Raw genomic sequence first — 19,033 nt, 5'->3', positions numbered from 1 at the left:
GACTCATCCTGCCTTCACGAGGATGGTCGCGACACACGCCGCGTACGCGCCCGCGAGCCAGCCGCCCGCGTTGACGGCCATGCCGACCCGGGCACCCTCGACCTGCCTGCGTCCAGCCCGGCCGGCGAGCTGATCGTAGATCTCCACCAGCTGCGCGCAGCCGGTGGCGCCGATCGGGTGGCCCCGGCTCATCAGCCCGCCGCTCACGTTGACCGGCAGCCTGCCGCCGAGCGCGGTGGCGCCCGAACGCACCAGCAGGTGTCCCTCGCCCGGAGCGCACAGCCCGACCTCGGCGTACTGGAGGATCTCGGCGGGCGCGGCCGCGTCGTGCAGTTCGAGCACGTCGATGTCGTCGATCCCCAGTCCCGCGTCCTCGAACGCGGCGGCCGCGGCCGCCGCGACCGGCTGGGACTCCTGGCCGCGCCCGGCGGCCAGGCGGGTCGCCCGGATCTCGCACCCGGCGATGCCGGAGCGGCGGGCGTAGTCCTCCGAGCACAGGACCAGCGCGGCGGCGCCGTCGGTGGTGGGTGAGCACATGGGCAGGGTCAGCGGGTCGACGACCATCCGGGCGTGCAGGACCTCCTCGATCGTCTGTGGCGTCCGGTACTGGGCGAGCGGGTTGAGCGCGGCGTGCCCGCGGTTCTTCACCGCGACGGCCGCGAAGTCCTCGATGCCGGCGTCGTACTCGGCGAGATAGCGTCTGGCCTCCTCCGCGTAGACGTTCACGAACACCGAGTTCGAGGCCGGCTTGTCCGGCTCGGGGCGGCGGGACGCGTCGACGTCGGTGGCTCCCCGCAACGCGTCGAACGTTCGGGACTTGTCCTCGTGCGACAGCTTCTCGACACCGATGACGATCGCGAGGTCGCACCGTCCCGCGAGCACAGCCTCGAACGCCAGGGCCGCGGCCGAGCTGCTGGAGGCGCACGCGTTCTCCACGTTCACCAGTGGCACGCCGGCCAGACCTGTGGACTGCAACGCGACCTGGCCGCGGATCATCTCCTGCCCGGACACCAGCCCGGCCGCGGCGTTGGCCAGGAACACCCGTTGCACCTCGGCTGCGGTCACGCCGGCGTCCTTGAGCGCCAGCTCCGTGACGGCCTCGACCATCATCCGCTCGCTGCGCCGTACGTCCCGCCCGAAGGGGATCATGCCGACACCGGCGATCAGCACTTTGCTCACTGGTGCACCACCGCGAACCACGGCACCGGCCGCCGGGCGATCTCGTCCTGGGACGCCGGCCGGAAGCGCACCCGCGTGTCGCAGGCGTAGGCGCCCCATCCGCCGTCCTCGCCAGGCCACAGTCGGGCCAGCAGCTGCACGCCCTCGGCGAGCTTGACGACCCCGAGCGCGTACGGGGTCTCCGACTCGAAGCCGGTCGGCGCTCCGAAGCGGGTCACCGCGAAGCTGTGCAGCACTCCCGTGCCGGACGCCTGGACCCATCCGAGATCGGCCTCATAGCAGAAGGGGCAGCGATGGCGTGGGTACATGTTGTCGCGGCCGCAGCCGTTGCAGTGCTGAATGACCAGCTCACCGCGACCGAGCGCGTCGTAGTAGGGACGGGTGAGCGGCTCCATGCCCGGGTCGCTCCCTGGAGCACTCCCTGGATCACTCATCGTGTCACCCCTTCCAGCAGGAGCACCTGGCTGTCCATGTAGGTCCCACCTGAGCCGCCGCAGACCGCACGCTCCGCGCCGGCCACCTGCCGCTCGGGCCCCGCTCTGCCCAGCAGCTGGCGAACGGCCTCGGCCAGCAACGCCGTGCCGCCGCCGACGCCGGTGTGGCCCGCGGAGAGCAGACCGCCGTTGGTGTTGACGGGCAGCCGGCCGCCGGGGGAGTAGTCGCCCGCGGCGAACGTCCGTGCCGCCTCGCCTGGCTTGGCCAGTCCGAGGCCCTCCAGCGCGATGGTGAGCACGGCGGGATAGGAGTCGTACACCTCGGCGAGGTCGGCGTCGTTCGGCCCCCAGCCCGCCTGCTCGTAGGCCTGCGCCGCGGCCTTCGGCCAGCCGAGTACGGCGAGGTCGCGCTCCTGACCGATGCTGTAGTGGGACACGCAGCCGCCGGATCCGGCGATCCGCACCCACCGGTCGTGCGTGCGCCGCGCCATGGCGGCGCTCGTCAGGACGAAGCCGACCGCGCCGTCGGCCAGCATCGGGCATTCCAGCGCGTGCAGCGGATCGGAGACCATCTTGGACGCGAGGACCTGCTCGACCGTCAGCGGCTTGTCCTTGTACATCGCGTTGGGGTTGAGCCTGGCCCACTCGCGCAGCACGACGCACACCGACGCCATCTGAGCGGCGGTGGAGCCGCTGGCGGCCATGTAGCGGTTGGTGATGAGCGCGCCGACCGCGTTGAACGACAGTCCGGATGGTTTCTCCCACTCGCGGGGTATGCCGTTCGCGGTCAGCATGTCGATCATCTCGTTGACCGGGGCCGAGCCCCACTTCTCGGCCTGCAGGACCAGGACGTTGCGGGCGTGCCCGCTCGCGATCAGACCGGCGGCGGTGCGCATCGTGTTGTCGCTCGTCGACCCGCCCGAGTGGATCATGTAGCTCGCCTTGGCGCGGCCGCCCAGCCCCAGCTCTTCGACCACGCGGGAGAACACCAGGTCGGCCTGGTCGGCTGGGGAGTGCAGGCAGGGGATGAGCAGGATGGTGTCGATGTCGGACATCGACATGCCCGCGTCCCGCACCGCCGCCACGGCGACGTCGACCAGCGAGCCCATGAACGGCCGCTTCGGATACCGGCCGGACGGCAGCTCGCCGACGCCGATGAACGCGGCCTCGTCAGCATCACTCACCAGGGTCTCCTTCCTGTCCGGGGCCGGGCTCTCTGCGTCGCGCGAGCAGCACCATGCGAAAGCGCATGACCTCCTCGTCCTTCTGGTTCAGGACCGTGTAGTCGAGTCGGAGCACGCCGTATCTGGGCTTGCCACCCTCGGCCCCGGCGACCTCGACCCGCACGCGGATGGTGTCGCCGGGGAACACCGGCGCCAGCGCACGCATGTTCTGGCATTCGAGGAACGCCACGATCGCGTCGCCGAGGAAACCCGACAGGGCGACCTGGCCCACGGCCAGGCTGAAGGTGAGCGGGCCGTGGGCGATCCGGCCGCCGAAGCGGGTGCCGCGGCCGTACTCCTCATCGACGTGGAGGGGGTAGTGATCCCCGGTGAGGCCGGCGAACGCGGAGATGTCCGAGATGTCGACAGTCCGGCCGGGGGAGAGCACCGTGTCGCCGACGGAGAAGTCCTCGAAGTGGTGCCGGAGCCGGTTGAAGGTGGCGGTCACAGGCTCAACGCCGCCAATGCCTCGTGCGCCAGCCCGTACCCGAGCTGGTCGTGGATGAGCCGCTTGATCTCGCGGGTGAGCACGGCGCGCGCGTACCGGCGGGCCAGCTCGGGTTTCGAGGCGATGTCGGCGGCGAGCTCGCGAGCCCGGGTGAGCACCTGGCCTGCGGGGACGACCTCGTTCACCACGCCGTAGTCCAGAGCCTGCCGGGCGTCGAGCTCCTGGCCGGTCAGCAGGAAGTAGCGGCCGCGGGTCGAGCCGAGCACGTGCGTCCAGGCGAGGTGGGCGCCGTCGCCGGGCACGATGCCGGACGGGAAGTGCGGGCCGTCCTTGAATCTGACCGTGTCCGCAGCGACGATGATGTCGGACAGGATCGGGATCTCCGGGTGGATCAGCGCGGGCCCGTTGATCGCGGCCACGACCGGCACCTCGATGTTCATCAGGTTGGTGAGCAGCCGCTGGCCCTCGAACATGATGTGCGCCCAGTCGGCGGCGGTGCCGAGGTTGAAGCTGGAGAAGTCGATCTCCGCGCAGAACGCGTCGCCCGTGCCGGTCAGCAGCACGACCTTGTTCTCCGGGTCGCAGGCGATGTCGGTGAACGCGTACGCGAGCTCGTCGTGTGCCTGGCTGGTCCACACGAGACTGTCGCCGTCGGTGTGAACGGTTACCTGGAGAATGCCGTTCTCGCGTTCGAGACGGACGTTCTCGTACCTCTTGGAGTACTCGTCGAGCGACGGATTGATCCTGGCCATGTGGCACCCTCCGCCAAAAAACAAACAGTTGTTTCAGGACACGGTAACAGCAAGGACGGCGTTCGCCAACACCGCGGGGACGAACGGCGTGAACCGCCGGACGCGCAGCCGCCAGCCCTCCGGCGTGGGCACGAACTCGTCGTCGTAGCGGCCGAAGGTCGCCAGCCGCAGGTCGGTGTCGCCCACGACAAGGGCGAGCGCGTACGCCTGCCCCAGGGCGCCTGCCTCGCTCGCCTCGACGAGGATGTTGCTGACGAGGTGCCGCATTCCAGGCGCACGCTCGGCCGTCGCCCGGACGAGCGCGGCGAGGCCGTCCCTGCCGATGACGGGAGCGGCGCCCTCGCGCTCGAAGACGCCGTCCTCGGTGAACAGGGCCGCGAGCTCGTCGGCCCGGCCCTCGTCGAAGGCGTGGGAGTAACGCGCGTAGAGGTCGATGATCTCCTGACGCTGGTCGCAGGTGAGCCGGGGCGTCGTCGATGTCATGTCCGCACCTGCCTGGGAGCCGATCGGAGGGCGAGCCGTCCGCGGAGGAAGTCGCGTGGCGCGTTGGCGGCGAAGACCCCGGTCAGCCGGTCGCCGTCGGTGTAGTGGACGACGAACCTGCCGCTGTCGAAGTCGCCGGACACGACCGTCGCCGTCGCCGTCGGGGAAGCGGCGCCGGCGAACTGGAGCCGCAGATCCGCCTGGTCGGACCAGAAGAACCCGTCCTCGTCGAGGCCGGCGGGCGGCACGCCGAGGAGTGCCGCGGCGACCTTGGCCGCACTGTCGGACGCGGCGGTCCAGTGGCCAATCGGCCGGCACTGGCCCGCCGTGTGCCGGCAGACGACGTCCCCCGCCCCGAAGACGTCCGCGGCGGAGGTGCGCCCGGTCTCGTCGCAGACGAGGCCGTGGTGCGTTTCGAGCCCGGCGTCGGCCAGCCAGGCGGTGTCGCGGACGATTCCGACGCCGACGACCACGACGTCCGTCTCGACGACCGTGCCATCGCCGAGGAACAGGACCAGAGCGTCGGGCCGCTCCTCGCTCTCGTCGACCGTGGTGCCGCAGCGGAACTCAAGGCCGCGTTCGGAATGCCGGCGCCGTAGCCAGGCCGCCGGCCCGGCGCCGATGATCGGCGCCATCGGCTGTGCCGCGGCTTCCACGACGGTGACCCGGCAGCCCCGCATCCGTGCCGCGCAGGCCACCTCCAGGCCGACGAACCCGGCGCCGATCACGGCCACCCGCGCCCCGTCGGTGAGCGCGCCGGCCAGCCGCCGGGAGTCCGCGGCGGTCCGCAGGTAATGCACCCTGCCGGAGTCCGGCAGGGACGGCAGCCGGCGCGGCCGGGCACCGGTGGCTACGACCAGCCGGTCGTAGCCGATCTCGCCGCCGTCGGTGAGCGTCAGCGTCCGGGTACACAGGTTGAGGCCGACCACCGCGCGGCCGAGCACGAGCCGGATGTCCTGGCGGGCGTACTCGTCCGGGGCGGCCAGGCGTATGTCGTCGGCGCCGCGCGTGCCGAGCAGGCACTCCTTGGACAGCGGCGGCCGGTCGTAGGGTTCGTCGGACTCCTCGGACACGAGGGTGACCCGGCCGCGGTGGCCGAGGTCGCGCAGGGCCTGGGCGGTCCGGACCGCGGCGAGGCCGCCCCCGGCGATGACGACGTGCGGGCCGCTCACGGGCGTGCCGCCGGGGCTCGGAGTTCGAGCACCGCGCGCTCGGCGAGCTGGAACTTCTGGACCCGTCCGGTGACCGTGGTCGGCAGTTCGTCCGCGTCGGCGAACAGGACCGAGGCCGGCACCTTGAAGCGCGCGAGCCGCTGCTTGCAGAAGGCGATGAGCTCCTCGGGATCGGGCGGTTCCGCGGTCGCCGCGACGATCCACGCGCAACCGACTTCGCCCATGCGCTCGTGAGGGATACCCACCACGTGCGCGGCGAGCACGGCAGGGTGCTCGGCGAGCACCGCCTCGACCTCTCCCGGGATGACGAGCTCGCCGCCACACCGGTAGGACTCCTTGCGGCGCCCGGTGAGCACCAGGTAGCCCTGCTCGTCGAACCGGCCGAGGTCGCCGGTGCGCAACCAGCCGTCGGCGGTGAACGCCGCGGCCGTCTCCTCCGGCATGTCGTAGTAGCCCTCGGTCACCAGCGGCCCCCGCGCCACCAGCTCACCGATCTCGCCGCGAGGCAGCTCGGCACCGGTGTCCGGGTCGATGACGCGGTAGACGCCGAGCGCGCCGCCGAGCTCCGGCTCGCCGGCCACCCCGGCCGGCTTGACGCACCCGTTCGTCCCGCGCAGCCGGTCGAGCGGGTCGCCGGGTTGCGTGCACAGGGTGGACGCGGTCGTCTCGGTCTGCCCGTAGGCGGTGAACAGCTCGTCGACGCCCAGCACGTCCAGCATCTCCTGCCACATCGCCGGGTGGTGGGCCGCGCCCGAGGAGAACATCGTGGTGAGCGAGGTCAGGTCGTAGCCGCCGGAGCGCGCCTTGTCCAGCACGACCGAGGTCATCGCGGGCACGCAGATCAGCTCGTCGATCCGGTGGGCCGGCACGTCTCTGAGCATCCGGTCGGCGTCGAACGCCGTGTGGGGGCAGATCGCGCCTCCGACGAACAACGCCGCGACGGTGGCCTCGACGTAGCCGAATACGTGGTAGATCGGCAGGGCGAACAGGATGCGTCGCCCGTCCTGGAAGGCACGGGTGTACGCACTGGCGTAGGCGGTCCGCAGGACGGCGTCGTGCCGCAGCAGCACGCCCTTGGCCTTCCCGGTGGTGCCGGAGGTGTAGAGCAGGTCGGAGTCGGCGAACGGGTCGGCGGCTGCGGTCCGCCGCAGCACCGTCTCGTCCGGAATGGACGCGCCCAGGGTGACGAGGTCCGCCAGGGAGCTGCCGCGGGCCGGCGGCCCCTCCGTGCCCATGACGAAGACCGCCCGCAGGCGGGGCAGGGCCGCGCCGCCGCCACCGCGTTCCCAGCCGGGCGCGATCCGGTCGAGCGCGTCGAGGTAGTCAAGGTCCCGGAACCGGTCCATCGTGATGAGCACGGTGGAGTCCGACTGGCTCAGCACGTAACGCAGCTCCTCGTGGCGGAGCAGGAAGTTGATCGAGACCGACACCGCTCCGACGCGGGCCACCGCGTACTTGAGGGCCACGACCTCCGGGAAGTTGGCCAGGTCGACGGCCACGTGGTCGCCGGGCTCCACACCGGCTGCGATCAGCCCGGCGGCCAGCCGGATCGTCCAGTCCCGCAGCTCGGCGTACGTGTAGCCGCGCTCGCCGAGGATCGCGGGCCGGTCGGGGAACGCGGCCGCGGTCACGTCGAGCTGCTGGGCGGTCGTGCGCGGCACCCACACCGGATGCCGGGCCTCGAGCGCCTCTCGCCGTGCGGCGGGGGAAACGCTGCTCATCCCTGTCGCGCCGTCCTTTCCATCACCTTTGGTGCAACGAGTCGGCCGATCTCGGCCTCGGAGAACCCCGCTTCGGCGAGGACCTCTTCGGTGTGCGCGCCCAACGCCGGGGGCTGGCGCATCGCGCACCGAGTGTGCTCGTCGATGGGCAACCGGAGCTGCTTGAGCCCTGGTATCCGTCCGTCGAGGGCGTCCTGGACGATGCCTCGCTCGGCGGTCACGGGGTGGGCCAGCGCGGCGGCGAGGTCGTTGACCGGCCCCACCGGCACGCCCGCCGCCGTGATCCGCTCCAGCCAGTGCGCCGAATTCGCCGTACGAAGCCGGCCTTCGACGATCTCGCTCAGCGTGGACCGGTTCTCCACGCGGTCCGCCACCGTACGGAACCGGTCGTCGGTCATGAGGTGGCCGAGTTCGAGCGCGGCGCACAGTCGCGCGAACAACCGGTCGGTCGCGGCCGCGACCATGATCGAGCCGTCGGCCGTGCGGAACGCCTCGTACGGCGCGGTGCTCGGCGCGGCGGAGCCCAGCCGGCCGGGGAACGTGCCCGTGGCCAGGTAGCCCATGATCTGGTGAGACAGGAGGAAGAACCCGCTGTCCACCAGGCTCGCGCGCAGGTGCTGCGCGCGACCGTCGGCGCGCCGGACGAGCGCGGCCTGGATCGAGATGGTGGCCCACAGCCCGGTCGAGATGTCCACGATCGAGGGCGCCGCTCTGGCCGGGCGCCCGCTCTCCTCGCCGGTCATCGCCATGATGCCGGTGAATGCCTGGATGAGTGCGTCGTAGCCGGGCCGGTCGTGACCGAGCGGACGCTCGCCGAAGGCGCTCACCGAACAGTGCACCACGTTCGAGCTCACCTGACGGAAGTGCTCGAAACCGAGTCCCAGCCGGTCCGCCACGCCCGGGCGGAAGGACTCCATGACGACGTCGACGTCGCGCGCTATGCGCAGGACCGCCGCACGGCCCTCCGTCGTCCGGATGTCGAGGGCGACGCTGCGCTTGTTCCGGTTCATGGCGAGGAAGACGGTGCTCTCGCCATCCCACCGGGGTGGAAGGTCCCTGGTGGCCTCGCCGGTGTCGGGCCGCTCGACCTTGACCACGTCGGCACCGAGGTCGCCGAGGATCATGCAAGCCAGCGGGCCGGCGATGTTCTCGCTGAGATCCAGGACACGAAGGTCGGGGTAGGTGCGTTCCAGGCTCACGGTGCGGCTCCGGGACAGTGAGGTGACCGCCAGTGCTCGTGCCTCACCATAGACGATCGCCCGGTCAAAACAAACACTTGTTATGAGCGATGTCCGGGGCTAGCGTGGAGACCACGGCCCGCGTGCCGCGGGCATGACCGCGTGAGATGACCGAAGGGGCCGAGGATGGATTTCCGGTTCACCGAAGAACAGCAGCTGTGGAGCGATACGCTGCACACCTTCATGGAGCGCGAGGTAGGCCGGGAGTACATCCGCAAGCACGACGAGTCCCGCGAGTTCCCGGACGAGGCGTACCAGAAGATCGCCGACCGCGGCTGGCTCGGCCTGCTGATCCCCGAGCAGTACGGCGGCCTGGACGCCGACCCGGTCATGTACGCGATCTTCTGCGAGGCGATCGCGAAGTACAGTCTTGACTTCGCCGCGGCGGTGATGACCTCGATGTTCACCGCGACCAACATCGCCAACCACGGCACCGAGGAGCAGCGGGAGGCGTACCTGCCGGGGTTCCTGCAGGGCCGTACGAAGTTCAGCATCTCCATCACCGAGCCGGGCGCCGGGTCGGACGCCGCGAGCCTGCAGACGAAGGCGGTCCTCGACGGCGACGCGTGGGTGCTCAACGGCAACAAGGTCTTCTGCTCCGGCGCCCACCTCCCGGACACGGTCATCACGGTGCTGGCCAGGACCGGCCCGGACAAGCACAAGGGGCTGAGCCTCATCCTGGTGCCGAACACGGCACCGGGCGTGGACATCCGGAAGCTGAACACGATCGTCCGACGCAGCCTCGGCACCACCGAGATCTTCCTGACCGACGTCCGCGTGCCGAGGGGGAACATCATCGGTGAGCCGGGCACCGGGTGGGCCTACATCGGTGAGCACCTGGAGTACGAGAGGCTGAGCCTGGCGGCGTCCTACGTCGGCAACGCGCGCACTGCGCTGGACGACACCATCCACTACACCAAGGACCGGACCCAGTTCGGCCGGCCGCTGTCCTCCTTCCAGGTGCTCAAGCATCGGATGGCGGAGAACGAGTGCGAGGTGGAGGCGGCTCGGCTGCTGGTCTACAACGCGGCGACCAAGATGGCCCGTGGCGAGCGCGCGCTCAAGGAGGTGTCGATGGCGAAGGTGTTCGCGGCCGACACCGCGTTCAAGACCTCGTTCAACGGCATGCAGGCCCTGGGGGGATACGCCCAGCTGCCCGAGTACGACATGGAGCGCTATTTCCGCGAGGCCAAGCACGCCATGGTCGGCGGCGGCGCCAACGAGATCCAGCGCAGCATCATCGCCAAGGAGATGGGCCTGTAGCCGGGGCGGGTGTCCACCCGCCCCGGCTATTCGACGAACGTGATGGAGTCGGTCGGGCAGTCGTAGGCTGCCCGCCGCAACCCGTCCAGCTCGTCCGGCTCGACGTCGTCGCGCTTGAGCACGACGAGCCCCTCCTCGTCGAGGTCGAAGACCGGCGCCAGCGCGAGCACGCAGTTGCCGTACCCCTGACAGGTCGAGCGGTCCACCTTGATCGTGGTCATCGTGGTGCTCCTTCTCCCAGCCGTTTCGCGATCTCCTCGTGGAAGGCCGTCAGCCTGCTCTCTGCCGTGTTGAACATGTTCCGGGTGAAGCCCAGCGAGCCGATCACGGTGGCGAAGTCGTCGATGACCACGGAGTCCTCCGCGAGCACTTCGAGGAACTGGTCCCAGTCCCGCTGGTTGTGGCGCTCCCACTTCTCCGCCGGCATGCCGTCCGGCGGCGGGCCGACCACCTCGTACGCGCAGAGCAGCGTCTCGCCGACCGAGATCGGCCACGCGCTCCACATCTGCAGGTGGGTGGGGAAGCAGCTGAAGATCGTGTTGGGGAACGCCAGGTAGTGGCACAGGTGCGAGGCACGGTGGTCGCCGTTGTGGAGCGCCTTGTCGGTGAACCCGCGAATCGGCAGGGTCATCCACGTGTGCGGTGGCGTGATCTTGAGAATGGCGTCCCGCCACATGACGAGCCCGGCGAGCGTGTCCCTGTGGGTGAAGGGCACGTGCCAGGTCTCGTTGAACGCGTCGACGACGATCTTCCAGTTGGCCTTGAGCCGCACGGATGTGCGGAATTTGGTGGTGAAGCCCTCCAGCCCGTAGCCGGCGAGTTCGTCGCCGATCTCGCCGAGGTATTCGCGCAGGGGTGGCACGTCGTCGGAGAAGCAGAGCCAGATCCACCCGCCCCACTCCTCGTTCCGGACCGCGGGCGCGCGCAGGCCGTCCAGTTCGGCCGCGTCGAAACTGCCGCGCAGCGGCACGCTGCCGACCACGCCGTCCAGTCCGTACACGAAGCCGTGCCACGGGCAGGTGAAGCGGGCGTTGCCGCAGTTGCCCGAGCCGTTCACCAGCCGGGCGCCACGGTGCTGGCACACGTTGTGCCAGGCGCTGACCGTGCCGTCGGGGAGCCTGGTGATCACGACCGACTGTCCGATCTGGTCCCAGACGACGTAGTCGCGCGGGCGGGCCACGTCCGACGAGGGATGCACGGGAAACCACGCGTGGTGGAAGATCTCGGTGAGCTCGCGCCGGTAGCGGTCAAGGTCGGTGTAGACGGACTTGTCGAGCAGGCTCGGCGGCAAGGGATACTGCTTCTCGGCTGGAGTCAGCTCGGTGCCCGATCTCGTCTGAGTCATAGGTGCCCAACTCCTCAGGCCTGATAACAAACAAGCATTTGTTTTAAGCTAGCCCTGGCCGTCCTGGGTGTCAATGAGCTCGTCGCGGAGCCGTCGCTTGAGCACCTTCCCGTAGGCGTTGCGGGGCAGCTCGTCCACCCACACGACCCGTTTGGGAACCCGATAGCCGGCCAGTCTCCTGCGGCAGTCCGCGATGATCTCCTGCTCGTCGCGCGGAGTGCCGTCGGCGACGAGTACGGCGGTCACCGCCTCACCCCAGATGCGGTGCGGCAGCCCGACGACGGCCGCCTCGCGCACGCCGGGCAGCGCGAGCAGGACCTCCTCGACCTCCCGCGCGTAGACGTTGGAGCCACCGGTGACGATCATGTCCTTCTTGCGGTCCACCAGGAAGAGGTAGCCCTCTTCGTCCAGGTAGCCGACGTCGCCGGTGTGCAGCCAGCCGTCCCGCAGCGCCGCGGCCGTGTCCTCGGGCCGGTCCCAGTAGCCCGCCATCGTCTGCGGGGCCCGGGCCAGGATCTCCCCGGGCTCGCCGGCGGGCAGAGGCGTGCCGTCATCGTCGGTGACGCGGAGCTCGACGCCGGGTAGGACTCTGCCCGCCGAGCGCACCAGAGGCAGGCCGGGGTCGCCGAGCGCGCGGCGGTGGTCCTCCTGGTCGAGCACTGTGACGAACATGGGCGACTCCATCTGCGCGAACGACTGGACGACGCGCCCGCCGAACGCCGCGGTCGCCTCGCGCAACGTCAAGGGGTCGATGGGGGAGCCCGCGTAGTACAGGCGGCGGAAGGTCGGCGGGGCCGTGAAACCGGGGGGTACGGCGTCCAGCAGCATCCTGATCATCGACGGGACGACGAACATCCCGGTGACACCGTGACTGCCGAGCAGGACGGCGGTTCGAGCCGCGTCGAAGGAGCGGCAGAGCAGGTTGTGGCCGCCGGTCATCAGCGTCGGCAGGAAGAGGAAGCCCGCGCCGTGCGTCAGCGGCGCCACGTGCAGGGTCACCTCTCCGTCGGCGAACCCGAGCACCTCGATGGCCGTGTCGGCGACGCTGCGCCAGGAGGCGTGCGTGAGTATGACCGCCTTCGGTGAGCCGGTCGTCCCCGACGTGTACATGAGGCTGGCGACCTCGCTCTCCTCGCCGGGCTCGGGCCCGGAAAGGGGGGCCGCGCCTGCCGCGAGATCGTGCGTCGAGGCGTCGGCGAGCACGACGGTGAGGTCGTGGACCTCCCCGTCGCGGGGGAGCCGCGCGCCGAACTCGGACGTGGTGACGAGCACCCGCGAGCCGGAATCGGTCAGCATGTGCAGATAGTCCTCCCGGGTGAGCCGGACGTTGAGCGGGACGACGATCAGCCCGGCCGCGAGGGCACCCAGGAAGACGTCGACGTACGCCTGGCTGTTGTGCAGGAGGATGGCCACGCGGTCGCCGCGCCGCAGGCCGAGCGCGCGCAGCGCGCCCCCGGTGGCCGCCGCTCGGGCCGCCACGGCCTCGTAGCTGAAAGTCTCGTCGGCGTGCGCCGCGTCCAGATCGGTCACGCACGCCCGGTCCGCGAAGAGCTCGGCTCCTGCCCAGAGGATCTGCGCCGCGGTGGTCGCGCTCGCATGCTTCATTGGCGCTCACTCCCGTCCCATATTGACACCCGCGAAGTGACTATACAAACATTTGTTTGTGCACGAGATGGCGGAGCAGGAGTCCGACGGGTACGCGACGATCTTCCGGGAGGCGACGCGCCTGTTCGGCGAACGGGGCTACACCGGCACCTCCATGCGTGACATCGCCAGGGCCGTGGGGATGCTCCCGGGCAGCCTGTACGCGCACATCGTCAGCAAGGAGTCGTTGCTGTTCGCCATCATCGAGGGCGGCGTCGACCACTTCAACCAGGTGCTCGAAGAGGTGCGCGCGACCAGCGACGATCCCCGGGTCCTGCTGCGGGAGGCGATCAAGGCGCACGTCCGGGTCGTCGCGGAGAACCCCGAGCGGACGCTGATCGTGTTTCACCAGTGGCGCTTCCTGGGTGCCGAGAACCGGGCGCGACTGCTGGACAAGCGCGCCCGGTACGAGCGGTTCTTCACCGAGACGCTGCGGGCCGGTGTCCGTGCCGGGGTCTTCGCGCCCGGCCTCGACCCGCGGATGGTCGTGTTCGGGCTGCTCGGGGCCCTCAACTGGACGCCGGAGTGGTTCTCGCCCCACGGTCCCGCGACGGCGGACGAGATCGGCGAGAAGCTCGCGGACGCCCTGCTGAACGGGCCGTTGATCCGCGCCGACCCACAGGAGGATGGATGATCGACGACGGTGTCGTGGTGGACGCGGTGGTGCATCCGTACAACCTCGCGCCCGCCAACCAGGACCCGCTCGGCCGCGAGCAGTTGGAGTCGGTGTATGCCGCGCACCTGCTCGCCACCGGCGAGGAGCACCGGGACTTCCAGCTCGGCCGGGAGGAGTTCTTCTCGGACTTCCCGTACGAAGCCGTCGCGGACGCGCTGTTCGTGGAGAGCCCGGTCGACCTGGCGGTCATCCACGCGCTGCCGAACCTCGGCTTCGCGAAGGGGCACGTGACCGACCCGGAGCGGGCGGCGGCGTTCCGTGACCGCCACCCAGATCGGTTCCGGCTGTACGCCACCGTGGACACCCCCGTGACCGATGCGGCGATCGCTCAGCTGGAGCGGCAGGTTCGCGAGTTCGGCGTGGACGGGCTGAAGCTCTATCCCGCGTTCTTCTACGGCGGCAGGGGAGAGGGCTGGCGGATCGACGGGCCCGACTTCGCCACACCGCTGCTGGAGGCGGCGCGCGACCTCGGCGTCCGCCATGTGGCCGTGCACAAGGCACTCTGGCTACCGCCGGCGCCGCGCGGCGCGTTCGACGTGGACGACCTGGAGGCCGCGCCGGCGCGCTTTCCCGAGCTCACGTTCCAGATCGTGCATGCCGGTGCGGCGTTTCTGGACAAGACGGCGGCGCTGCTGGCCCGCCACCGCAACCTGTACGCGACGCTGGAATCGGTGTTCGCCTACGCGGTGGTCCGGCCGGACGCGTTCGCCAAGATCCTCGCCACGCTCGTCGGCGCGGCCGGCGTCGACCAACTGCTGTACGCGAGCGGCGCCAACCTCAGCCACCCCGCGCCCCTGCTCGCCGCGTTCGACGGATACGAGTTCCCCGAGCGTGTGCTGGCGGAGCACGGCATCCCGCAGCTGACCGCCGCCGACCGGAAGAAGATCCTCGGCGGCAACGCGCTGCGGATGCTCGGGCTCGACGAGGACGAGGTACGCGAGCGGACGGCGGCCGACGAGTTCGCCGCGCGGCGGGTGGCCGGACCTGGGCCGTGGAGCCGGCTCCGCGTTCCGAGCGGGCGGTGAGCGTTGTGGCGATGCCGTCGGAGGAGACGATTCGCGCCCAGTTGAGCAAGATCCCCGAGCCTTGCGGGGTTCTCATGCGCATGCCGCTGGACATCTGCCAGATGGGACTGGTGGACAAGGTCGAGTGCGCGGACGGCCGTGTCCGGGTCGAGCTCGTGCTGACCGACTCGTCGTGCGTGCACTTCACCGGCCTGCGCCGCTACATCGTCGACGTCCTGCGTGAGCTGCCCGGGGTTGAGATCGTCGAGGTCACCGTGTCGACGACCACGTTGTGGACTCCTGATCGGCTTAAAACAAACAACTGATTGTTGTTGTCGGCGGTGTCGGCCATCGAGTCGGCGGCAACGCGATGTTCCCCGATCTGCGGTGTCGTACACAAAGGTGCACGTCACTGCCCCATTGAGCGACTCGACCTCGGCTCTGCCCGAGTCTCCCATGGGCCCAAGTCGCCCGGCCGCTATTGACACGACCTTGGCCCTAGACAAACATTTGTTTCAAGCATGTGACACCCGCCACACCCCCGGCCAACCGGTACGCCGGCGGGGCGAGCACCGGCATCTCCATGTCGAGAACCCACGGAGGGCTCCTCGTGACCGCGACTCAACCACACTCGACCCGAGACCACTTCCATGACTTCGACCTCGACTCGCCGGAGTTCAACGACGACTTCGTCGAGGTCATCGACGACCTGGTGCAGCACTGCCCCGTCGCGAGGAGCAATGTCGGGCACGGCTACTACGTCGTCAACCGGCAGGAGGACGTCCGCACGGTCGGCCAGAACTGGGAGACGTTCAGCAGCGCGGAGGGTTTCCAGCCGAACCGTCCTGAGGGAATGCCGTTCATGTACCCCGAGGAGTCCGACCCGCCGTACCACAACCGGTGGCGCAGCGCCCTCAACGGCTACTTCAGCCCGCGTGCCGTGCGTTCTTACGAGGGGTCGATCCGCGAGCACGCCAACCACCTGATCGACCAGTTCGTCGAGCGCGGAGAGTGCGACTTCGTCGCGGACTTCGCCGCCACCCTGCCGGGCCGCGTCTTCTTCTCCAGCTACATGGGCGTGCCGCTGGACGACCTGCCGCCGCTGATCAAGGCGATCGACGACGCCCTGTTCGGCCCGCTCGAGGGCCGAGCGCAGGGCTGGGGCACGGCGCTGGGCTATATCAACGCCTACCTTGAGCGCCGCCTGGGGGAGGAGCCGAGGGGCGACTTCGTCGACGCCGTGCTCAAGGGCGTGCAGCTCGACAGCGGTGAGCCGTGCCCCTGGCAGCACAAGGTCAGCGTCGTCACCGACCTCCTGGCCGGCGGCCTGGGCACGACCACCTACCTGCTCGCCGGCATGACCTACCACCTCGCGACGCACCCGGATGACCGGGCCCGCCTCGCCGCGGATCCGGCTCTGCATGACAAGGCGATCGAGGAGTTCGTCCGCGTGTACGCGCCCGTCGTGGCCCTCGGGCGCACGGTCAAGGAGGAGGTCGAGGTCGGCGGGCACACCTTCAAGAAGGGCGACTGGGTGATGCTGAACTACGCCGCCGCCTGCCGGGACCCCCGCGCCTACGAGAACCCGAAGACGGTCGACATCGACCGGGACCTCCCGGTGAACGCGGCATTCGGGTTCGGCCCCCACCGCTGCATCGGCTCCCACCTCGCCCGGATCGAGGGCAAGGTCGTCATGCAGGAGCTCCTGCGGCGCATCCCGGACTTCTCCCTGAAGCCGGACGCCGAGATCACCTACACCACCGGTCTCACCCGCGCGATGAACAACCTCCCACTGGTGTTCGAGCCCCGCCGCCGGGAGGACGCGCTCTGATGAAGTACGCGGTTGACGGGTCTCTCTGCTCCGGGCACGGCCGCTGCTACATGCTCGCGCCGGAGGTCTACGAGTCGGACGACGACGGGTTCAACCTCCATCTCGACGAGCCCGTCGAGGTTCCCGCCGGCCGGGAGACGGCCGCCGCCACCGGGGCCCGCGGATGTCCTGAACGGGCCATCACCGTTCACGCCTGACCGCCGGGCACGCGGCGTACGCCGCCTGAACCGACAGAAAGGGGCCGCCCCGAACGCGGCGGTCCGTAATCCAGCAAGGAGAGGCACACCATGGGCAAGCTCGATGGCAAGGTGGCCGTCATCACCGGCGCCGCGCAGGGCATGGGCGAGGCGCACGCGCGGCGATTCGTCGCCGAGGGCGCGAGAGTCGTGCTGACCGACGTCAACGAGGAGCGCGGCCGGCTGATCGCCAAAGAGCTCGGGGACAACGCGCTGTTCATCCGGCACGACGTCACCTCGCCGGCCGACTGGCAGCAGGTGCTGCGGCAGGCCGAAAGCACCTTCGGGACAGTGACGATCCTGGTGAACAATGCCGGGATCCTCGGCCCGATCTCCGGGACCGCCGAGCTCGACGAAGCCGAGTACCTCAAGGTGTGCGCGGTCAACCAGCACTCCCAGTTCTACGGCATGCAGACGGTCATCCCGTCGATGCGCAGGGCCGGCGGCGGCTCGATCGTCAACATCTCCTCGATCGCCGGCATCGTGTCCATCGTCGGCTCGCCGAACCTGGCCTACGTGGGCAGCAAGTTCGCCTCCCGGGGCATGACCAAGCACGTCGCCGTCGAATGCGGCCCCGACAACATCCGGGTCAACTCGGTGCATCCGGGCTACATCAAGACGCCCATGATGGTCGCGGCCACCGACGAGGACGGTGGCGGCATCACCGATCAGGTCCCGCTGCGGCGCATGGCCGATCCGGACGAGGTCTCCAGCCTGGTGCTGTTCCTCGCCTCCGACGACTCGTCGTACATCACCGGTCAGGAGCACGTCATCGACGGAGCGCTGACCGCGCAGTAACGAGAAGACCGCGCACGAGCACGTCTGCCGCCGAGCGGCATCCGCGTACCAGGGCCGAAGTGCCCTGCCTCGCACGCCGGAGGGCAGGCCTCGATCGAGCACCACCCAGGTCTGCCCGCGCAACAGTCGACCGAGGGAAGGAGAACCTCGTGAGCGCCGCCGATCTAGCCCCGACCTCCGCAGGAAGGGACTCAGGGGCACTGGTCTCGACAGAGGCCGACCGTCGCAGTATGAGCCGCAACTCGCAGCTGCTCATCGCATGGTGCGGCCCGGCCATGGTGGTCCTGTTCCTGATCGGGAGTGTCTGGCTCGCCAGATACTTCCCGCCCGCGATTCACCCGAGCGATTCCGCTCAGCAGGTCGCGCAGTATTACCAGGAGAACGCCACCGCTATTCGCGTCGGGCTCGTTTTCTCGTGTCTGGCGTACGCGCTGATGGGCGTCTGGGGGGTCTGCATGGCCGTCCAGACGCGCCGTAAGGAGGGGCTCTTCCCGGCTCTGACCTACGTTCAGCTGACGTGTATGGCTGCGGGCACCGCGCAGATCGTGGTGAACTGCGGCCTGTGGGCGACCGCCGCCTTCCGGGCCGGCGAAGTGTCACCGGAGATCACGCAGGCGTTCAACGATGCGGCGTACATCATCCTGCTCGGCACCTGGATGCCGTTCACGATCTGGGCCGTCGCGCTCGGGCTGAACATCCTGCTGGACAAGACCGACGCTCCGGTGTTCCCCCGGTGGACGGGCTACTTCAGCATCTGGGCCGGCGTGTGCTTCATCCCGGGCGGCACGGTCTGGTTCTTCAAGGACGGACCGTTCGGCTGGACCGGTGTGGTGTGCCTGTGGGTGCCGTTCGTCGTCTTCGGTATCTGGGTGCTGTACTTCAGCTACCTGTCGATGCGGAACGTCCGGGGCGGCTTCGTCCACGAGCAAGAGCCGGCCGCCGATTCATGACCATGAATGCCTGGCCGGCGGACCCGTTCGCCTCCAAGCCCCCGAGGGCGCCGAGCCGGCGCCTTCGGGAGCCCGGCCACGTACCAGGCGAGATCGGCATCTGGGTCTTCATCTTCGGAGACCTGCTCATCTTCGCCCTGTTCTTCGGTGTGTTCGTCTATGAGCGGTCGCGGAGTGCCGGACTCTTCGAGCAGGCCCGCGAGCACATGAACCTCATGTTCGGCGCGGGGAACACCTTCCTGTTGCTGACCGGTTCGCTGTTCGTCGCGCTGAGCCTGAACTCGTTGCGTCAGGGCGCCTCCGGCCGCGGCTCCCGAATGATCCTCGTGACCTTGCTCTGCGGTGCCGGTTTCGTCGTCAACAAATTCCTGGAGTACTCGAGCGAGCTCGGAGCCGGTCACACGCCGTCGACGAACAGTTTCTACATGTACTACTTCGTCTTCACCGGCATCCACCTGTTGCACCTGCTGCTCGGCATGGTCGCATTGGTGATCATGTACTTGATCGCTCGCAAGCCTTCCCTGGGAAGAAGGGATCTGCGAAACCTCGAGGCGGGAGCATGCTATTGGCACCTCATCGACCTGCTCTGGATCGTCCTGTTCGCCCTGCTCTACCTGATGAGGTGATGAGGTGCCC

21 protein-coding genes are annotated in these 19,033 nt (G+C 69.5%); 9 read left to right on the top strand and 12 right to left on the bottom strand.

Annotation, left to right across the window (positions count from 1 at the left end; genetic code table 11):
* Positions 1-3: 3 nt before the first annotated feature.
* Genes AB0J87_RS26125 through AB0J87_RS26085 form a run of 9 tightly spaced genes read right to left on the bottom strand, consistent with a single transcriptional unit; the run spans position 4 to position 8,611 of the window.
* Positions 4-1,179 (bottom strand): thiolase family protein, encoded by a 1,176-nt coding sequence (locus AB0J87_RS26125; RefSeq protein ID WP_363969133.1) that lies wholly within the window; start codon positions 1,177-1,179, stop codon positions 4-6.
* Positions 1,176-1,613 (bottom strand): OB-fold domain-containing protein, encoded by a 438-nt coding sequence (locus AB0J87_RS26120; RefSeq protein ID WP_363969131.1) that lies wholly within the window; start codon positions 1,611-1,613, stop codon positions 1,176-1,178. Before AB0J87_RS26120 ends, AB0J87_RS26125 begins: the two co-directional genes overlap by 4 nt.
* Positions 1,610-2,797 carry a thiolase family protein gene (locus tag AB0J87_RS26115; RefSeq protein ID WP_363969129.1) on the bottom strand — a complete coding sequence of 396 codons (1,188 nt, stop codon included), beginning with the start codon at positions 2,795-2,797 and terminating at the stop codon, positions 1,610-1,612. The genes AB0J87_RS26120 and AB0J87_RS26115 overlap by 4 nt, the downstream gene beginning before the upstream one ends.
* Positions 2,790-3,284, bottom strand: a complete 495-nt coding sequence (locus AB0J87_RS26110; RefSeq protein ID WP_363969127.1) for a MaoC/PaaZ C-terminal domain-containing protein — start codon at positions 3,282-3,284, stop codon at positions 2,790-2,792. The genes AB0J87_RS26115 and AB0J87_RS26110 overlap by 8 nt, the downstream gene beginning before the upstream one ends.
* Complete coding sequence (locus AB0J87_RS26105) at positions 3,281-4,036, bottom strand: enoyl-CoA hydratase/isomerase family protein (protein WP_363969125.1); 756 nt, start codon at positions 4,034-4,036, stop codon at positions 3,281-3,283. Before AB0J87_RS26105 ends, AB0J87_RS26110 begins: the two co-directional genes overlap by 4 nt.
* Before the next feature lie 33 nt (positions 4,037-4,069).
* Positions 4,070-4,519, bottom strand: a complete 450-nt coding sequence (locus AB0J87_RS26100) for a nuclear transport factor 2 family protein (protein ID WP_363969123.1) — start codon at positions 4,517-4,519, stop codon at positions 4,070-4,072.
* On the bottom strand, positions 4,516-5,691 hold the full coding sequence (locus tag AB0J87_RS26095) for an FAD-dependent oxidoreductase (protein WP_363969121.1): 1,176 nt from the start codon (positions 5,689-5,691) through the stop codon (positions 4,516-4,518). Before AB0J87_RS26095 ends, AB0J87_RS26100 begins: the two co-directional genes overlap by 4 nt.
* The gene (locus AB0J87_RS26090) at positions 5,688-7,412 is read right to left on the bottom strand and encodes an AMP-binding protein (protein ID WP_363969119.1); all 1,725 of its coding nucleotides are present in this window, start codon (positions 7,410-7,412) and stop codon (positions 5,688-5,690) included. Before AB0J87_RS26090 ends, AB0J87_RS26095 begins: the two co-directional genes overlap by 4 nt.
* Positions 7,409-8,611 (bottom strand): CoA transferase, encoded by a 1,203-nt coding sequence (locus AB0J87_RS26085; protein WP_363969117.1) that lies wholly within the window; start codon positions 8,609-8,611, stop codon positions 7,409-7,411. Before AB0J87_RS26085 ends, AB0J87_RS26090 begins: the two co-directional genes overlap by 4 nt.
* A gap of 165 nt (positions 8,612-8,776) precedes the next feature.
* Between AB0J87_RS26085 and AB0J87_RS26080 the strand changes: the two genes are divergently transcribed.
* Complete coding sequence (locus AB0J87_RS26080) at positions 8,777-9,913, top strand: acyl-CoA dehydrogenase family protein (RefSeq protein ID WP_363969115.1); 1,137 nt, start codon at positions 8,777-8,779, stop codon at positions 9,911-9,913.
* Positions 9,914-9,939: 26 nt separating this feature from the next.
* Here the strand turns inward: AB0J87_RS26080 and AB0J87_RS26075 are convergent, their stop codons facing one another.
* Genes AB0J87_RS26075 through AB0J87_RS26065 form a run of 3 tightly spaced genes read right to left on the bottom strand, consistent with a single transcriptional unit; the run spans position 9,940 to position 12,863 of the window.
* Entirely contained in the window at positions 9,940-10,134 is a 195-nt protein-coding gene (locus tag AB0J87_RS26075) for a ferredoxin (RefSeq protein WP_363969113.1), read from the bottom strand.
* Positions 10,131-11,258, bottom strand: coding sequence for an aromatic ring-hydroxylating dioxygenase subunit alpha (locus tag AB0J87_RS26070; protein WP_363969111.1), 1,128 nt, complete (start codon positions 11,256-11,258; stop codon positions 10,131-10,133). The genes AB0J87_RS26075 and AB0J87_RS26070 overlap by 4 nt, the downstream gene beginning before the upstream one ends.
* 48 nt (positions 11,259-11,306) lie before the next feature.
* Positions 11,307-12,863, bottom strand: coding sequence for an AMP-binding protein (locus tag AB0J87_RS26065; RefSeq protein ID WP_363969109.1), 1,557 nt, complete (start codon positions 12,861-12,863; stop codon positions 11,307-11,309).
* 67 nt (positions 12,864-12,930) lie between these two features.
* Between AB0J87_RS26065 and AB0J87_RS26060 the strand changes: the two genes are divergently transcribed.
* The 8 genes from AB0J87_RS26060 to AB0J87_RS26025 all read left to right on the top strand — a co-directional run bounded on the left by AB0J87_RS26060 (position 12,931) and on the right by AB0J87_RS26025 (position 19,023).
* A complete protein-coding gene (locus AB0J87_RS26060; RefSeq protein WP_363970114.1) occupies positions 12,931-13,536 on the top strand; it encodes a TetR/AcrR family transcriptional regulator in 606 nt (201 codons plus the stop codon).
* Complete coding sequence (locus tag AB0J87_RS26055; RefSeq protein WP_363969107.1) at positions 13,533-14,603, top strand: amidohydrolase family protein; 1,071 nt, start codon at positions 13,533-13,535, stop codon at positions 14,601-14,603. The genes AB0J87_RS26060 and AB0J87_RS26055 overlap by 4 nt, the downstream gene beginning before the upstream one ends.
* 11 nt (positions 14,604-14,614) lie before the next feature.
* On the top strand, positions 14,615-14,908 hold the full coding sequence (locus tag AB0J87_RS26050) for an iron-sulfur cluster assembly protein (protein ID WP_363969105.1): 294 nt from the start codon (positions 14,615-14,617) through the stop codon (positions 14,906-14,908).
* Between the two features lie 284 nt (positions 14,909-15,192).
* A complete protein-coding gene (locus AB0J87_RS26045; protein WP_363969103.1) occupies positions 15,193-16,413 on the top strand; it encodes a cytochrome P450 in 1,221 nt (406 codons plus the stop codon).
* Positions 16,413-16,610 carry a ferredoxin gene (locus tag AB0J87_RS26040; protein ID WP_355205604.1) on the top strand — a complete coding sequence of 66 codons (198 nt, stop codon included), beginning with the start codon at positions 16,413-16,415 and terminating at the stop codon, positions 16,608-16,610. Before AB0J87_RS26045 ends, AB0J87_RS26040 begins: the two co-directional genes overlap by 1 nt.
* 90 nt (positions 16,611-16,700) lie before the next feature.
* Positions 16,701-17,447 carry a glucose 1-dehydrogenase gene (locus AB0J87_RS26035; RefSeq protein ID WP_363969101.1) on the top strand — a complete coding sequence of 249 codons (747 nt, stop codon included), beginning with the start codon at positions 16,701-16,703 and terminating at the stop codon, positions 17,445-17,447.
* Between the two features lie 149 nt (positions 17,448-17,596).
* Complete coding sequence (locus AB0J87_RS26030) at positions 17,597-18,397, top strand: hypothetical protein (protein WP_363969100.1); 801 nt, start codon at positions 17,597-17,599, stop codon at positions 18,395-18,397.
* Positions 18,394-19,023: a cytochrome c oxidase subunit 3 gene (locus AB0J87_RS26025; RefSeq protein ID WP_363969098.1), complete on the top strand. Its 630-nt coding sequence runs from the start codon at positions 18,394-18,396 to the stop codon at positions 19,021-19,023. The genes AB0J87_RS26030 and AB0J87_RS26025 overlap by 4 nt, the downstream gene beginning before the upstream one ends.
* Positions 19,024-19,033: the final 10 nt, after the last annotated feature.

It is taken from the genome of Nonomuraea sp. NPDC049625 (genome assembly GCF_040675285.1).
Taxonomy (GTDB): domain Bacteria; phylum Actinomycetota; class Actinomycetes; order Streptosporangiales; family Streptosporangiaceae; genus Nonomuraea; species Nonomuraea angiospora_A.
Note: the sequence above shows the minus strand (reverse complement) of the source record. Positions and strands in the feature narration are given on the sequence as shown.

Bases quoted from the DNA above. Each gene is read 5' to 3' on its own strand.
- AB0J87_RS26120 (WP_363969131.1), bottom strand. From the start codon at position 1,613: ATGAGTGATCCAGGGAGTGCTCCAGGGAGCGACCCGGGCATGGAGCCG.
- AB0J87_RS26105 (WP_363969125.1), bottom strand. From the start codon at position 4,036: ATGGCCAGGATCAATCCGTCGCTCGACGAGTACTCCAAGAGGTACGAG.
- AB0J87_RS26100 (WP_363969123.1), bottom strand. From the start codon at position 4,519: ATGACATCGACGACGCCCCGGCTCACCTGCGACCAGCGTCAGGAGATC.
- AB0J87_RS26090 (WP_363969119.1), bottom strand. From the start codon at position 7,412: ATGAGCAGCGTTTCCCCCGCCGCACGGCGAGAGGCGCTCGAGGCCCGG.
- AB0J87_RS26080 (WP_363969115.1), top strand. From the start codon at position 8,777: ATGGATTTCCGGTTCACCGAAGAACAGCAGCTGTGGAGCGATACGCTG.
- AB0J87_RS26075 (WP_363969113.1), bottom strand. From the start codon at position 10,134: ATGACCACGATCAAGGTGGACCGCTCGACCTGTCAGGGGTACGGCAAC.
- AB0J87_RS26070 (WP_363969111.1), bottom strand. From the start codon at position 11,258: ATGACTCAGACGAGATCGGGCACCGAGCTGACTCCAGCCGAGAAGCAG.
- AB0J87_RS26065 (WP_363969109.1), bottom strand. From the start codon at position 12,863: ATGAAGCATGCGAGCGCGACCACCGCGGCGCAGATCCTCTGGGCAGGA.
- AB0J87_RS26060 (WP_363970114.1), top strand. From the start codon at position 12,931: ATGGCGGAGCAGGAGTCCGACGGGTACGCGACGATCTTCCGGGAGGCG.
- AB0J87_RS26055 (WP_363969107.1), top strand. From the start codon at position 13,533: ATGATCGACGACGGTGTCGTGGTGGACGCGGTGGTGCATCCGTACAAC.
- AB0J87_RS26050 (WP_363969105.1), top strand. From the start codon at position 14,615: ATGCCGTCGGAGGAGACGATTCGCGCCCAGTTGAGCAAGATCCCCGAG.
- AB0J87_RS26040 (WP_355205604.1), top strand. From the start codon at position 16,413: ATGAAGTACGCGGTTGACGGGTCTCTCTGCTCCGGGCACGGCCGCTGC.
- AB0J87_RS26035 (WP_363969101.1), top strand. From the start codon at position 16,701: ATGGGCAAGCTCGATGGCAAGGTGGCCGTCATCACCGGCGCCGCGCAG.
- AB0J87_RS26025 (WP_363969098.1), top strand. From the start codon at position 18,394: ATGACCATGAATGCCTGGCCGGCGGACCCGTTCGCCTCCAAGCCCCCG.